This window comes from Chryseobacterium sp. KCF3-3 (assembly GCF_045865955.1).
In the GTDB taxonomy this organism is placed as follows: Bacteria; Bacteroidota; Bacteroidia; order Flavobacteriales; family Weeksellaceae; genus Chryseobacterium.
On record NZ_AP035792.1, the window covers coordinates 4084093 to 4098291 of the forward strand.

The following is a 14199-nucleotide window of genomic DNA, read 5'->3' on the forward strand; positions in this document are numbered from 1 at the left end:
TGCTGCTGTATACGTGTAGTATCATTTATTTTTGTTTTTTATTTAGAATATGCAAGTTTTGTGAAGTGATTTGTTGTGAATTTCTCATCATTGATTTTGTTTTGTTGAATTTATGATAATGTTTAAGTAATGTTAATCAGACTCCAATAATGATCTTTTGATAAGAAATAAGCAACCTATAATCATACAACCAAAGTAATTGTAAATAAATCTATGAAAAAAAGAACTTTATTCGTTTGTGCATTAGCATCTTGTTTTACGGTTTTCAATGCTCAGAGATGGGAGTCTGTCTCTCAGAAAACTTCACAGATAAGAGAAGGAGTAGCAGTACAACATTCTTATAGAGTGGATCTGAAATCTCTTCGAGAAATGCTGAGAAATGCTGAAGAGACCGGGAAAAGTACAAGACCGGTTATTATTTCTTTACCTACTGTAGAAGGAAAGATTGAAAAATTTGCTGTTTACAGCAATCCTGTGATGGATGTATCACTGGCCGAAAGATATCAGCTTGGATCATATGTAGGAGTGGGCGTAGATGATCCATCTAAGTATGTAAGATTCAGTACATCTCCCAATGATATGCAATCTATGATCATTAAAGATGGTATATTCCAGTTTATAGAACCGATAAGTGCTGATAAACAGACTTATGGAGTGTTTTATAAAACCAAGGAAAAAGGAGATATGCATGGGTTTGAATGTGATACAGACCATGATCTTAAAGATATTGGTAAGCTGGTGGAAAATGGAAAAAAAATGCTTTCCAATGTAGGAATTACCAACAGACCCACGAATACCAAATATAGAACTTTCAGAATGGCTATGGCTGTCACCGGTGAGTATACACAATTTCACGGGGGAACAGTAGCTGGAGCAGTAGCTGCTATTAATAATACCATGACGAGGATCAATGGAGTTTTTGAGAGAGATTTCGGAGCTCATTTTAATGTTCTGGACCTTCCGGGAATTATTTATACTGATCCTGCTACTGATTTTTATACACCTCAGGCTGTTTCAACCGATCCGTCACTGAATTTACAATTACAACAGAAACTTACAGCAGATGTAGGAAATGCCAACTATGATATCGGGCATGTATTTCATCGCAATGCAGGACAAAGCAGAAATGGAAATGCAGGAGGAATAGGAATTGTTTGTACCAATCCTGCCACAAATACTTCTTTGGCAAAAGGATCTGCTTTCTCAATGAGTCCTGATCCCATAGGAGAGGTATTTGATTTAATGGCAGCGCACGAGATGGGGCATCAGTTGGGTGCAAACCACACGTTCTCAATGAGAACTGAAGCTTCAGGAGCTAATGTAGAACCTTGGGGAGGAACAACAATCATGGGGTATCCCGGTATTACACAAGATAATATTCAGGCAAATATGGATGGATATTTCCATTATAAATCGATCTCCCAGGTATTAAATAATCTGGAATCTAAAATAGGATGCGGAGTTGCTACTGATATCATCAACAATACTGCTCCGGTGATTACACCGCTTGCTAATTATTCCATTCCTAAAGGGACAGCCTATTATCTGGATGCTGTAGCAGCAGACGCAGAAGGTGATCTTGTCAATTATACATGGGAACAGTACAACAGTGTAGGAGACAGGAATACTATTTCAGGAGACAGTGGCTGGGGCTATAATGCAGAAGGTGCAATAGCCAGATCTTTACCTGGAACAGCTAACAGCAGAAGATATTTCCCTAAACTGGAAACTGTATTAAATGGTGTTTTGACAGACAAACAAGTATGGGAAACCGTTTCCTACATCCCAAGAACATTGAATTACGCAGTAACAGTAAGAGATCAGAATGCATTGAGACCAATGACGTCTACTGCTGAGACAGTAATAACAGTGGGTTCTGACGGACCTTTCAAATTCAGTGGTCTTACAACAACATCCGTTTTATACAATGATGCATCCAATACCATCACATGGGATGCTGCAAACACCAATAACGCTCCCTATAATGTTGCTGCTGTAAAAATAGACTATACAACCAATAACGGAACTACATGGACGGATCTGGTAGCTTCTACTCCAAATACAGGAAGTTATGCTGTACAAATGCCGGCTAATGTAACCGGTGCTGTTAAATTAAGAATATCAGCACTAGGTAATATTTTCTATGCGGTATCTCCGGCTGTAACAGTAGGAGCTGCTCCTACATCTACTGTTAATGCTCCAACAGGAGTTTCTGCTATAGATACGGAAGTTTTAAAAACAACGGCAAGAATATCATGGAATAAAGTACCAGGAGCTACTTACTCTGTCAATTACAGAAAAGTGGGTACAGCAAGCTGGTCGAATATAGCAAGTACAGCCAATTCTGTGTTGTTGTCGAATCTGGAAGATGAAACCAATTATGAAGTACAGGTAGCAGCTGTTGTAAATAGTGTTCCAGGGGCATTCTCAACTAATTATGCTTTTAAAACCAAAGGGTTGAGAACAGGCATAGATTATTGTTTAATGACTACAGGAGGAAATGGTGGAAACTTTAATAGTGGCCTTGTAAGATTGACCCTGTCTAATCTTGCCTATGTATATACTGGCCTTGATGTTTATAAAACCTATCTTGACTTTAGTGAAGATGCTGCCAAAGTGGTTAACTTAACAAAAGGAACTCAGTATACTGCCAGCTTTAGAAACCTTGCTGGAGGAAATTATAATGACTGGCTTGAAATCTGGATAGACTACAACAGAAACGGAGTTTTCGAAAGTTCAGAAAAAGTAGTTACCAGTGGGGCTCTTCCTTTCTACGTCGCCGCTGCTCAGGCTTATCTTCGTGATGGAAGTGTAACATTTACAGTACCTGATACCGCTTATTCTGGTGATAAGTTGTTGAGAATGAGAGTGGCAAGTACTTTCTTTAACGCAGCCAGCGGACCTTGTGGAAGCCCTACTGTACCTGTAAATGGAGGTGGAATTGTTTCTGTAGGATCTTTCAGAGATTTTTCAGTGAAAATTTCTGAAAATGCTAACCTTGCCGTAAGAGAAACCGTAGATACAAAATCATCAGACGTCTCAATTTATCCTAACCCTGCAGATACATTTGTAGAAGTGAAAAACCTTAAAGGTAAAGGTGATTACAAAATTTACAGTGCGGATGGAAGACTTGTTCAGGAAGGTAAGATTGATGGAAAAATTAATGTAGCTTCTCTTGTAAAAGGAATGTATGTGATCACCATAAAAGATGAGAAAAACACTTACAACACCAAATTAATCAAAAAATAAACAGCACGAATGAATCTCCGTATCAGGATCTAAAAGCGGAGAGAAAAAGAATTATTTCAAGAGGGAAAAAAGGCTGTCTTCAACAGAAGGCAGCCTTTTGATTTTTGATGATAATTAATCCAAATGGCTATTAAAAAAATCAAGCATAGTGGCTAATGAGGTTTCAGAATGCATTCGTTCTCCGTTCTCAAGGGATTCTTGTGTGGCAATAGCAGCTCTTGTTCGCATTGTCTGTTCGTAACCGGAAATAGCTTCCTGTAAAGTATTATAATGATTATCCGTTAAATATTCACTCAGTTCAAGGGCGTCCAGCATCGCCATATTAGCACCTTCTCCAGCAAATGGTGGCATTACGTGCGCCGCATCACCTATCAGTGTCAAATTAGGTTGACTTTCCCATGTTTGATCTAAAGGCATAGAGTAAATCAAACGTGGAATAAAAGGAGTTACAGCATTTTCAAACAATTCTTCCCAGATAGGAGACCATTCCGAGTATTCTGTTTTGAACCATTTTAGCATCTGTGTATTATCAGAAAAATCAAGACCGCTAATGGCAGGCCAGTTTTCATCAGCTTTAAAGCTTGCATAAAATCCGAGATCTCCATTGCCTTTTTGTCCCAGTAAAATATTTTGAGAATTTCCGAATGCCATTATTTTCCCCCCTTTGATTAAAGCATCAATCTGAGGGGCATTTTCTTTTGAAATATTTCCTTCCAGCATAATGATCCCAGAATAAACAGGTTTATTATCAGTAAGATAAGGGCGGATTTTAGAATTGGCACCATCTGAAGCAATGACAAGATCAGCGTACACAGAATTTCCATTTTTGAAATGCAGCAGCCAGCCTCCATTCTGCCGCTCCATAGAGAGAAAATGACTGTCCCAGACAACAGTTTCAGGAAATAGGGATTCCAGCAGCATATTTCTTAATGGACCACGATCTATTTCAGGGCGAAAATGTTCATGTCCGAAATCTTCTTCAGGCTTTGTTTCATAGTCGTTAAAAAATATTTCGGCCTTTTCATTCATGATCAATGTTCTGTCTGCACCCGGACGGAAAGTCTTTTTAAACTCTTCCAGAAGTTCTGCCTTGCGTATGGCAGCCAGCCCTGAATCTTCATGCATATCAAGAGGAGAGCCCTGTACACGGGCATTTTTATTAAAATCTCTTTCATATACTTTTACATCTGCACCTTTCAATTGTAAAAGTCTTGCCAGTGTAAGTCCTGCCGGACCACCACCAACGATTGCTATTGATTTATTGTCTATCAGCATTGTTTATTTAAATTTTACAATGCAAATTTATTTTCCTTTCAATACAGATAATAGTACAAATCGGTCGTTTTTATTTTTGGATAATTCTTTAGGAGCGACTCCTGAAAATTTCTTTACTTCTTTGATGAAATGATTCTGATCGGTATAATTGAGTTCCGGGAAAAGTCTTCCCTGAGCAATATGTTCCAATGATGCTCTGAAACGCAAAATAGTAGAGTAGGCTTTTAATGACAAACCAAGTTGTTTGGTAAAGTACCGGTTAATCTGTCTGCTGCTCCAGCCTGTTTTTTCTGAAAGCTCCTGTACGCTCATTTCCCCTTTTGAAGCATACACCAACTCAAAAAGTTTGATTTTTCTTTCATCTGTTTTTTGAGGTAGCAACGCTTGTATTTTTTGAGTGGCTTTCGTACAGCAATGATTAAAATCCTTTATATCGTCAGCTTTAAAATTCCAGAAATCAGGAGAAAGCTCTTTTCCGATATTCAATAAATCAGCAATGGAAGTATTTAAAATATATTCCACAGCAAGAGGTTTGAAACTGACAATAAAAGCTGTGGTATAAGGAGCAATATATCTTTGTTCAGGATAGGTTTCCAGTCCGAGAAGGGTAATATGGAAAGGTTCTGAAGCCGATTGTGAGAAAAATAAATCAATTCTTCCGTCAGGAATAATTACGACTTCTTTAGCTTCATCCGAAAGGTTCTGAAAAGTTCCCAGATTTTCAACAAAATCTGCGATCTCTTTGTCAGGTTCGATGAAATTGTAAGTGAAATCATTATCCATAATTGTTGCCTGTATAGCTGCTTTAATTAAGAAAATTACAAAATTTGTGATAAACTGCAAAGCCCAATAAAATTCATGATGATCCTTGAGGGCTAAACTGGACCAGTACATTTTAGAAAATCTGTACCAGTTGAATGGCTTCTGAATACAATATTTTTGTAAATTGACAATTAAATGACCAGAAAATAAAAAATATGAAGGAGCAAGAAATAGATTTTTTACACCATAATGAGTCGGCCTGGAACAAACAGGCATTAGCACAGAACGAATGGTCAAAAGCGGTAAGCTCAGAATTGATTAATGACGCAAAAGAAGGAAAATGGGATGTTCACCTGACTCCCAAACCATTGAATAAAGAATGGTTGGGAGATGTGAAAGGAAAGAATATCCTGTGTCTGGCATCGGCAGGAGGACAGCAGGCTCCGGTATTGGCAGCAGCAGGAGCTTCTGTTGTCGTTTTTGATATTTCCGGGGAACAGCTGAGACAGGATGAAAAGGTAGCAGAACGTGATGGACTGTCTCTGAAAACAGTTCAGGGTGATATGAGAGATTTAAGTTCATTTGAAAATGAAACGTTTGATATTGTATTTCATCCGATATCCAATCATTATGTGGAAGATGTAAATCCTGTTTGGAAAGAAGCCTATAGGGTTTTGAAAAAAGGAGGAATGCTGTTGGCCAGTTTTTTTAATCCTGTTGTATTTGTAGCAGACCGAAATCCTCAGGATATAAAAGAGGGGATTATCAGACCGAAATATACACTTCCTTATGCAGATATAACAGATTTGAATCAGGATCAGATCAACAGAAAACTGGAAAATAATGAAGCTCTGGTTTTTGGACATACCCTTTCAGACCTTATCGGAGGACAATTGAAAGCAGGTTTTATGATTTCAGATTTCACAGAAGAAATGCAGCCTAATCCACGCTTTTTAATTGATAAGTACCTTCCTACTTTCATCGCAACAAAAGCAGTAAAGTTGAAATAACATAAGTCATATAAGTCTCAACGGTTTTTAGAAGTACCATTTCTAATGATGAGAAAAATTCCCCTCCATTGGAGGGGTGGCGAAAATTCAAAGAATTTTTGACGGAGTGGTTTTAAAGCATCTGATTATCCAGACTTTCACGAATTATCGCTACTTTAGATGGCTCAAAGTATATTTATGAGGACATTTTAATGGACAAATCATTACTTAATACCTACTTTCATTCCTTATTCAGTATCAAAGCTGAGGTGGTTGAAAAAATTACTGAAAAATTCAGTCATTTTGATTTAAAAGCGAATACTGTTTTGTTGGATAAAGATGCGATCAGTACCAAAACCTATTTTCTGGAAAAAGGCTATGTAAGGTCTTATTTATTGAATGAAGATAATGAAGAGATCACAACGAATATTTATACAGCTCCCTGCTTTGTAAATGATTTTCTGTCTTTTTTCAGGCAGCAGCCTACCAAAGAAATATATCAGACTGTAACCGATTGTGTTTTCTGGGAAACAGGATTGGAAAATGTACAGCATAATTTCCATAACATTCCTGAGTTCAGAGAATTCAGCAGGCTTCTTTTTGTCCTTAATTATTATAATATTCATGACAGGTTGATCGAAATGGCGAGCCAGAAGGCTTCCACAAGATATTTTAACCTAATGAAGAAAGACCCTGATATTTTTCAGCATGTCCCTTTGAAAGTGATTGCTTCTTACCTTGGAATTAAAGACAGCTCCCTGAGCCGGATCAGAAGAGATATTCATAAATTGTAATTTCTTTTCATTTGTCAAGTGATATTTTAAATGCCATCGCTGATCTTTGCTTAAAAATAATTTCATGAACAAAAAACATATTGTAGTAGTAGGATTGGGTGGTGTAGGTGGTTATTTTGGTTTTAAAATCAATCAGACCAATGAAACTTCAGGAAAATATACCGTTTCTTTTGTTGCCCGCGGAGAAACTTATGATAAAGTAAAAGAAAACGGATTGACGTTGTTATCTCCTGAGCATTCCAATTCACAGACACATCCAAATGCTATTGTAGAGAATATCAGTGAGATTAAAAATCCTGATCTCGTGTTGATCTGTGTGAAAGAATATGATCTTGAAAATGTCTGCAAACAATTACTGCTAGTCATTCATAAAGATACTGTTCTTCTTCCGATGATGAACGGAGCGGATATTTATGACAGAATACGCACCATTATTCCTGATCATACTGTTCTTCCAACCTGTGTGTATGTAGCTTCTCATATTAAGGAAAGAGGAACTGTAGAACATAAAGGAAATGCAGGGAAAATTATTGTGGGAAGAGATCCTGAACATTTTTCTGTACCTGTAGAATGGATTACAGAGCTATTGAGTGAAAGTAAAATCGACTTTGATTTTAAAGATAATTCATTAAAAGATATCTGGACAAAATTCATATTCATAGCAAGTTTTGGATTGGTAACAGCGAAGCATAACTCGTCCATGGGAGCCGTATGTACCGATGAGCAGCAAAAGAATGAGGCCACCGGAATTATGAAAGAAATCAAACAGATTGCTGCTAAAAAAGGAATAGATCTTCAGGAAGATATTATTGACGCTACTTTTAATAAAGCCTCTACATTTCCTTTTGAAACTCCAACTTCTTTACAGCTTGATATCAATTCAGGAAAGAAGGATAACGAATTGGAATTGTTTGCAGGTGCTGTATTGAAATATGGTGCTGAAACAGGTGTAGAAACTCCTTTTACTCAAAAAATTTATACTGAGATTAAAGCAAAATAGGTTGAGGCTAAAGCCGAACCCAATGAAAAAGAGTGATAAAAAGGCGGGTTAAAACCCGCCTTTATTGAAATTAAATATAAAAGATAGAAATTTATTAAGCACTGTGCATGAATTTTTGTCTGTCCAATAGTACTTCTTCGGTTTCCCTGTGATCAGGATCATCTATACAACAGTCTACAGGGCATACAGCTTTACATTGAGGCTCTTCATGAAAACCTTTACATTCCGTACATTTTCCGGATACGATATAATACACTTCATCTGAGACCGCCGGATGGTAGGCATCAGCATCACCTTCTGTGCCGTCGGGGAATGTAATATGTCCTGAAAGCTTGGTTTTGTCTTTCCAGCGCCAGTCGATAGCACCTTCGTAAATGGCTGAGTTGGGGCATTCAGGTTCGCAGGCTCCACAGTTGATACAGGCATCTGTTATTTTTATAGCCATATTGTTTGAATTTAAAGGGTTTAAAAAAGGGATTTCTTCAACGTTGAATGGTTTGGAAATCCCCGCTAAACTTAATTACAGCAGTTCAACACTGTTCTTTGAAAATAAGCAGCATAAAGTGTGCTAATTTTTATTTTTAACTCATTAATCTGCAGCAATTTCTACCGACAGCCCATCCATTTGAGCTGTAAGATGAATCTGGCAGGCTAATCTGCTTGTAGCCTTGGAGGTAAATAGTTCTGATAATAACGCCTCTTCAATATCATTTTTTTCAGGAAGAGCAGATGTTTCACTCAAAACAAAGCAATGACAGGTGGCACACATAGCCATACCTCCACACATGGCTTCCATAGGTAATTCATAAGCTTTGCAGATATCTTTAAGGGTAAGCCCCATTTCTAAAGGGCATAGCAAAGTGTGTGTAGTACCTCTTTGGTCAATAACAGTAATGGTAATCTCGTTCTCCATAATCCTTAGTCAATAGTGGCTACTACCTGTTTTTCTGCTTGTTTTTTTGTTCCGTCAAAACCTTCGATTCCACTTACCGTAGTATATTTTAAGACAAATTTTTTATTCGGATTAAGACGCTGATAAATACTTTGGCAGGCAATGGCCGCTTCATGGAATCCGCACAGGATCAGTTTCATTTTATAAGGATACGTATTAATATCACCTACGGCATAAACTCCGGGAATATTGGTTTGAAAATCGGTGCTGTTGTCTACTTTTATGGCATTCTTTTCCAGCTCAATTCCCCATTCTGCCAGAGGTCCCAGCCTTGGAACCAATCCGAAAAGAGGAATAAAATAATCTGTTTTAATAGACTGTATTGAACCTTCTTTTTCAACCAGAATTTCCTTCAAATAATCCTCTCCATTTAATCCTACTACTTCTGCAGGAGTAATCAGATTGATTTTGCCTTCCTGTTTTAATTTTTTCACTTTTTCAACAGAATCCAGCGCGCCACGGAATTCATTTCTTCTGTGAATAAGAGTAAGAGAGGAAGCTATCTCAGCAAGATGAATAGTCCAGTCCAGCGCTGAATCTCCACCTCCGGCAATCACTACATGTTTTCCGGCATAGTCTTCCGGATTTTTGATAAAATAATTAACTCCACGCTCTTCAAAAGCTGAAATATTTTCAATAGGCGGTTTTTTAGGCTCAAAACTTCCCAGTCCTCCGGCAATAATAACGGCTTTTGCTCGGTGTTTTGTTCCTTTATCGGTAATGACTTCAAAAAGATTCTCTTCCAGTTTGAGAAGATGTATGGCTGTTTCATTAAAGGTAAAGCCTGGTTCAAACTGTTTGATCTGTTCATAAAGGTTATCAATGAGTTCTCCGGCAAGTACACTTGGAAATCCGGGAATGTCAAAAATAGGTTTCTTGGGATATAATTCTGATAACTGGCCTCCCATCTGTGGCAATGCATCGATAATATGGCATCGCATTTTGAGAAGGCCGGCTTCAAATACCGTAAATAACCCTGCAGGGCCGGCACCAATGATCAGTATATCTGTTTCTATCATGTTATGAATGGTTTATAGTCGTTTTTTCTATTTTTTTAGAGGTGGCAATGCTGATAAGCTTATCAAACTTACCGGAATAGAGCTCCGAAATTTGCGTAGATGGGTCAGCTGCGAATAATGATGATCTGACAATCGGAACGCTGAATGGCAATGGCCAGGCACGCAATGATTTGGCAATAGAATCCATGGCATTGATTCCCTGCATAGCCTGCAGACCATCAGCCCAGCATACCAAACCCACAGTTTTATCCGTAAGATAAGGTTCGTATCTGTTGGCAGTTACTTCAAGCCAGTCCAGACAGTTTTTCATCACTCCAGGAATACTTCCGTGGTAAAGAGGAGCCAGCCAGATATGCAAATCAGCATCAGTAAACATCTGAGTCATACGTTCTACAGCCAAAGGAGTTTTGGTAAGGGTAACATCAAATAAAGGAATACCGGAATCAGCAAGCGTAAAAATATCAGTCTGAATTCCCAGCGTTTTCAGACGTTCTGAAAAATAATCTGAAATCAGTCCGGAAGTAGATAATGCCCTTCTTTCCAGGGATCCGTTGAATATGATTGCTTTCATTTTTTTATTGTTTAAAAATTACTTTGGGTAATCCTATCTCACCGTACATCAGTGTTTTTACCAGAGGTTTTAATAATCCTGCTGCTAATAAATACAAAGCAGGATCATGACTGGTGCTTGCCCGGACAACCACTTTCTGATTTTTATATTGTTTAAGGTCAGCGTAAATGAGACGTCGTTTCCAGAGATCGAGCAATATTGTTTCTGCGTTGTTTAAATCTACATAAGAAGCATAGGGAGACAGTTTTTCCATAATGAGCATGTAAGCCCACGGGGGAATGATGGCATCTGTAGAGCAGATAATTCCCACTGCTTTTTCATTGTATATAGAAAAATCCACCACAGCAATTGATTCCTTAAATTCTTTCTCCTTCACAATCATTCCCATAAAAAGATGATCTTTGATATCCAGTTCTACAATTTCCGTAGTGGGTTTGTATTCTGAAAGGTCAAGGGCAATAATACCCGAAGCCTTTGCTTTATTGATAAAATTTTCCTCAGTCATAGTTTGTTTATATTCAGTATTATTTATCTTACTTTTGACAAAGCTTCTTCATATTTTCTTTCAACGGCAGACCAATCCAGTACAGACCAGAAAGCATCAAGGTAATCTGCACGTTTATTCTGATAATTCAAGTAATAAGCATGCTCCCAAACGTCTATTCCAAGAATCGGAAAACCTCTGTTTGTGGGAAGAATATCCATCATCGGATTATCCTGATTAGGAGTAGAGCTGATGGCCAGAGATCCGTTGAACTTTACAAATAACCATACCCATCCGGAACCGAACTGTGACAAACCTGTTTTTTTCATTTCTGCTTTTAGATTGTCAATACTCCCGAAAGTGGCTGTAAGATCGTCATGAAGCATTCCTTCAGGAAGAAGTTTAGGTTGAGGAGAAAGAATTTCCCAGAATAAAGAATGGTTATAGTGGCCGCCCCCATTATTTCTTATAGCCGGACTGTATTCGCTAATTCTTTGCAATAAGGAATCCAGATCAGGATTCGTTTCGTTGGTTTGCGCCAAAGCATTATTCAGATTATCTACATAAGCCTGATGATGCTTTTGATGGTGAATCGTCATTGTTTCTTTATCTATAAATGGTGCTAAGGCATCGTAAGCATAAGGTAATTGTGGTAATGTAAATGGGTTCATCGTCTTTATTTTTTTGATTACTATGTGACAAAGGTAGAAATATATTTCAATAAAACAACTTATTGGTTGTTTTATTGGTTTTTGGATTTGAATAAATAAAGTGTTGTAAATCTTTGTTTTAAGCTTATTTTTTTAAGGTTATAGAAAATGACTATATTTGTTGTTGAAAAATAAAACAACCTAAATATTGTCAAATGAAGAAGCCGGCAGCAGATCGTATTCTGATGTTTTTAAAGATGAGAGGTGAAGCCACCTCACTTCTTATTGCTGAAGAATTGTCGATCACTAAAGAAGGCGCAAGAAAACACTTGCTCAACCTTGCTCAGGAAGGATTGATCCGGTCTTCGGTGAAGAGCGAAGGAGTGGGCCGTCCATCTACGTATTATACGCTTACAGAGAAGGGGTTATCTCAGTTTCCTGATACTCATGCAGATGTCACAGTTCAGATTTTGAAATCAGTGAAAAATCTTTTGGGTGAAAATGCTTTGGAATTATTGATCAGTGACCGGGAAAAAAACACCCATGACCGGTATGAAAAGCTACTTTCTAAGACAAAATCTCTGGAACAGCGTCTTGAATCCCTTTCAAAAGTCCGTAGTGATGAAGGGTATATGGCAGAATGGAAAAAAGAAGGTGAAGATTATTTTCTGATTGAAAACCATTGTCCGATATGTGCTGCTGCAACCGAATGCCAGGGCTTCTGCCGTGCTGAATTATCCAATTTCCAATCTCTGATAGGGAAGGAGTATAAAGTGGAAAGAGTAGATCACATCATTTCAGGTGGACAGCGCTGTGTATATAAAATCAGCCAATAATTCATCATCCATAACTCATCATTTATCATTAAAAAAAATGACTTTAAAAGCAGTAATATTTGACATGGACGGTGTTCTGATAGACTCAGAACAATTCTGGACTCAGGCAGAACTGGATGTATTTTCATCCTATGGAGTGCAGGTTACAGATGATCTTGCGGCACAAACTAAATATATGACCACTCAGGAAGTGACAGAATTCTGGTATGAAAGATTCCCATGGGAAAATTTTGATTCCTCTGAGCTGGAAAATAAAGTGGTTACAAGAGTGATTGAAATGATTCAGGATCAAGACTGCACAATGTCCGGTGTACAGCAGTTCATTAAAGATCTTAAAAATAAAGAGTATAAAATAGGACTGGCTACCAATGCTCCTTTGCGTGTAGCCCATGTGGTTCTTGAAAAACTTCAGGTTCGTGATTTGTTTGATACCGTTCATTCATCAGAGTTTGAAACTCAGGGAAAACCTCATCCGGCCGTGTATCTTACTTCTGCAAAAAATATGGGAATTTCTCCGGAGCACTGTATTGCTATTGAAGACAGTCAGTCAGGATTAAAAGCAGCAAAAGAGGCTGGAATGCAGACTGTAATCTTCACCAATAATGATGCAAGCATAGATTCAAATCTTGCCGATTTTAAAATCCTGGACTTTAATACTGGTTTTCTGCCGATCTTTAGTGAATAATGAATTGTCAATCCGCTTCGCTGTGAATTTTATATGATGTTGTAAAAATTGACTATTGACTGCGAAGCAAATTGACCATTGACTTTAAAAGTGAAAGGTGAATAGTGAATCCGCTTCGCTGTGAATTTTATATGATGTTGTAAAAATTGACTATTGACTGTGAAGCAAATTGACCATTGACTTTAAAAGTGAAAGGTGAATAGTGAATCCGCTTCGTTGTGAATTTTGATAATGGGTGTAAAAAATTGACGATTGACTGCGAAGCAAATTGACCATTGACATATCCTCAAATCCCGTAACCCCATCAATACCTCGTCAAAACCTCCATCAATAACAGAATAGAAACCAGCTTTTTAGAAGACTTATACTCCGGATTCAGTTGTTCACGGATTTCTCCCAAAGCTTTGCTTAGTTTATTGCTCACGGTCTTATTGCTGATTCCCAGTGCTTCTGCTGTTTCATTGACCGACATATTTTTCCTGATTCTCATATCGTAGACCTGCTGCTCTGTTGAGGGAAGTTGAGCAACCACCTCATCAATCATAGATAACAAAGCAGAAATTTCATTTTCCTCAAGAATCTCAAAATAATCTGAATCTGCCATTTCAATTTCATTAGGAATATCAAACTCGTCAATACTCAGAGTAGGAGGAGCTTTTTTATAGCTGTTATAAAAATCAATAATCCGGTAGTGAAGATGACGGAGAAGATAGCCTTTGGCACTTTCTGTATCATCGGTTTGTATCACGTCTGTATTTTCAAGAATCTTCATCCATAAGTTCTGGAGAATTTCTTCAGAGACTTCTTTATCCCGTGTCCGTACAAAAACAAAGCGATATAGACTATCCCAGTATCGGTCATACAGCAGCATAAATGCAGGACGGTCGCCTGATTTTATTTTCTTTAATAATGTATAGTCTGTTGGGCTCATAT

At 37.8% G+C, this 14199-nt stretch carries 15 protein-coding genes; 6 read left to right on the top strand and 9 right to left on the bottom strand.

The annotated features are described in order from the left end of the window. Positions 1-213 precede the first annotated feature (213 nt). The gene (locus ACKTTZ_RS18185; protein WP_407846275.1) at positions 214-3249 is read left to right on the top strand and encodes a reprolysin-like metallopeptidase; all 3036 of its coding nucleotides are present in this window, start codon (positions 214-216) and stop codon (positions 3247-3249) included. Between the two features lie 114 nt (positions 3250-3363). On the opposite strand, the gene ACKTTZ_RS18190 is transcribed toward ACKTTZ_RS18185, so the two are convergent. Both ACKTTZ_RS18190 and ACKTTZ_RS18195 read right to left on the bottom strand, forming a co-directional pair. Further along, a complete protein-coding gene (locus ACKTTZ_RS18190; RefSeq protein WP_407846276.1) occupies positions 3364-4524 on the bottom strand; it encodes an FAD-dependent oxidoreductase in 1161 nt (386 codons plus the stop codon). Between the two features lie 27 nt (positions 4525-4551). Next, a complete protein-coding gene (locus ACKTTZ_RS18195) occupies positions 4552-5307 on the bottom strand; it encodes a helix-turn-helix domain-containing protein (protein WP_407846277.1) in 756 nt (251 codons plus the stop codon). Between the two features lie 194 nt (positions 5308-5501). Between ACKTTZ_RS18195 and ACKTTZ_RS18200 the strand changes: the two genes are divergently transcribed. The 3 genes from ACKTTZ_RS18200 (at position 5502) to ACKTTZ_RS18210 (ending at position 8069) form a co-directional block, all read left to right on the top strand. Beyond that, positions 5502-6296, top strand: a complete 795-nt coding sequence (locus ACKTTZ_RS18200; RefSeq protein ID WP_253316515.1) for a class I SAM-dependent methyltransferase — start codon at positions 5502-5504, stop codon at positions 6294-6296. A gap of 191 nt (positions 6297-6487) precedes the next feature. Then, complete coding sequence (locus ACKTTZ_RS18205; RefSeq protein WP_034698705.1) at positions 6488-7069, top strand: Crp/Fnr family transcriptional regulator; 582 nt, start codon at positions 6488-6490, stop codon at positions 7067-7069. Between the two features lie 64 nt (positions 7070-7133). After that, entirely contained in the window at positions 7134-8069 is a 936-nt protein-coding gene (locus tag ACKTTZ_RS18210) for a ketopantoate reductase family protein (RefSeq protein ID WP_407846278.1), read from the top strand. 94 nt (positions 8070-8163) lie between these two features. Here the strand turns inward: ACKTTZ_RS18210 and ACKTTZ_RS18215 are convergent, their stop codons facing one another. The 6 genes from ACKTTZ_RS18215 to ACKTTZ_RS18240 form a co-directional block, all read right to left on the bottom strand. Beyond that, positions 8164-8514: a 4Fe-4S dicluster domain-containing protein gene (locus ACKTTZ_RS18215; protein WP_034698700.1), complete on the bottom strand. Its 351-nt coding sequence runs from the start codon at positions 8512-8514 to the stop codon at positions 8164-8166. A 144-nt stretch (positions 8515-8658) separates the two neighbouring features. After that, entirely contained in the window at positions 8659-8982 is a 324-nt protein-coding gene (locus ACKTTZ_RS18220; RefSeq protein ID WP_407846279.1) for a 2Fe-2S iron-sulfur cluster-binding protein, read from the bottom strand. A gap of 5 nt (positions 8983-8987) precedes the next feature. Further along, positions 8988-10040, bottom strand: a complete 1053-nt coding sequence (locus ACKTTZ_RS18225) for an NAD(P)/FAD-dependent oxidoreductase (protein ID WP_034698695.1) — start codon at positions 10038-10040, stop codon at positions 8988-8990. Between the two features lies 1 nt (position 10041). Beyond that, positions 10042-10611 carry an NADPH-dependent FMN reductase gene (locus ACKTTZ_RS18230; RefSeq protein ID WP_034698693.1) on the bottom strand — a complete coding sequence of 190 codons (570 nt, stop codon included), beginning with the start codon at positions 10609-10611 and terminating at the stop codon, positions 10042-10044. A gap of 4 nt (positions 10612-10615) precedes the next feature. Beyond that, complete coding sequence (locus tag ACKTTZ_RS18235) at positions 10616-11116, bottom strand: DUF2480 family protein (RefSeq protein ID WP_034698691.1); 501 nt, start codon at positions 11114-11116, stop codon at positions 10616-10618. A 23-nt stretch (positions 11117-11139) separates the two neighbouring features. Next, positions 11140-11766, bottom strand: coding sequence for a superoxide dismutase (locus tag ACKTTZ_RS18240; protein WP_034698689.1), 627 nt, complete (start codon positions 11764-11766; stop codon positions 11140-11142). A 194-nt stretch (positions 11767-11960) separates the two neighbouring features. On the opposite strand from ACKTTZ_RS18240, the gene ACKTTZ_RS18245 reads away from it, so the two are divergent. Continuing rightward, entirely contained in the window at positions 11961-12581 is a 621-nt protein-coding gene (locus ACKTTZ_RS18245; protein ID WP_034698686.1) for a metalloregulator ArsR/SmtB family transcription factor, read from the top strand. A gap of 37 nt (positions 12582-12618) precedes the next feature. Next, positions 12619-13266, top strand: coding sequence for a hexitol phosphatase HxpB (gene hxpB / locus ACKTTZ_RS18250; RefSeq protein WP_407846280.1), 648 nt, complete (start codon positions 12619-12621; stop codon positions 13264-13266). A gap of 304 nt (positions 13267-13570) precedes the next feature. Here the strand turns inward: hxpB and ACKTTZ_RS18255 are convergent, their stop codons facing one another. Then, positions 13571-14197, bottom strand: a complete 627-nt coding sequence (locus tag ACKTTZ_RS18255; protein ID WP_034698681.1) for a sigma-70 family RNA polymerase sigma factor — start codon at positions 14195-14197, stop codon at positions 13571-13573. Between the last annotated feature and the right edge of the window lie 2 nt (positions 14198-14199).

Excerpts from the sequence above, each read along its gene's own strand:
- ACKTTZ_RS18185 (WP_407846275.1), top strand. The coding sequence starts at position 214 with ATGAAAAAAAGAACTTTATTCGTTTGTGCATTAGCATCTTGTTTTACG.
- ACKTTZ_RS18190 (WP_407846276.1), bottom strand. The coding sequence starts at position 4,524 with ATGCTGATAGACAATAAATCAATAGCAATCGTTGGTGGTGGTCCGGCA.
- ACKTTZ_RS18195 (WP_407846277.1), bottom strand. The coding sequence starts at position 5,307 with ATGGATAATGATTTCACTTACAATTTCATCGAACCTGACAAAGAGATC.
- ACKTTZ_RS18200 (WP_253316515.1), top strand. The coding sequence starts at position 5,502 with ATGAAGGAGCAAGAAATAGATTTTTTACACCATAATGAGTCGGCCTGG.
- ACKTTZ_RS18205 (WP_034698705.1), top strand. The coding sequence starts at position 6,488 with ATGGACAAATCATTACTTAATACCTACTTTCATTCCTTATTCAGTATC.
- ACKTTZ_RS18210 (WP_407846278.1), top strand. The coding sequence starts at position 7,134 with ATGAACAAAAAACATATTGTAGTAGTAGGATTGGGTGGTGTAGGTGGT.
- ACKTTZ_RS18215 (WP_034698700.1), bottom strand. The coding sequence starts at position 8,514 with ATGGCTATAAAAATAACAGATGCCTGTATCAACTGTGGAGCCTGCGAA.
- ACKTTZ_RS18220 (WP_407846279.1), bottom strand. The coding sequence starts at position 8,982 with ATGGAGAACGAGATTACCATTACTGTTATTGACCAAAGAGGTACTACA.
- ACKTTZ_RS18225 (WP_034698695.1), bottom strand. The coding sequence starts at position 10,040 with ATGATAGAAACAGATATACTGATCATTGGTGCCGGCCCTGCAGGGTTA.
- ACKTTZ_RS18230 (WP_034698693.1), bottom strand. The coding sequence starts at position 10,611 with ATGAAAGCAATCATATTCAACGGATCCCTGGAAAGAAGGGCATTATCT.
- ACKTTZ_RS18235 (WP_034698691.1), bottom strand. The coding sequence starts at position 11,116 with ATGACTGAGGAAAATTTTATCAATAAAGCAAAGGCTTCGGGTATTATT.
- ACKTTZ_RS18240 (WP_034698689.1), bottom strand. The coding sequence starts at position 11,766 with ATGAACCCATTTACATTACCACAATTACCTTATGCTTACGATGCCTTA.
- ACKTTZ_RS18245 (WP_034698686.1), top strand. The coding sequence starts at position 11,961 with ATGAAGAAGCCGGCAGCAGATCGTATTCTGATGTTTTTAAAGATGAGA.
- hxpB (WP_407846280.1), top strand. The coding sequence starts at position 12,619 with ATGACTTTAAAAGCAGTAATATTTGACATGGACGGTGTTCTGATAGAC.
- ACKTTZ_RS18255 (WP_034698681.1), bottom strand. The coding sequence starts at position 14,197 with ATGAGCCCAACAGACTATACATTATTAAAGAAAATAAAATCAGGCGAC.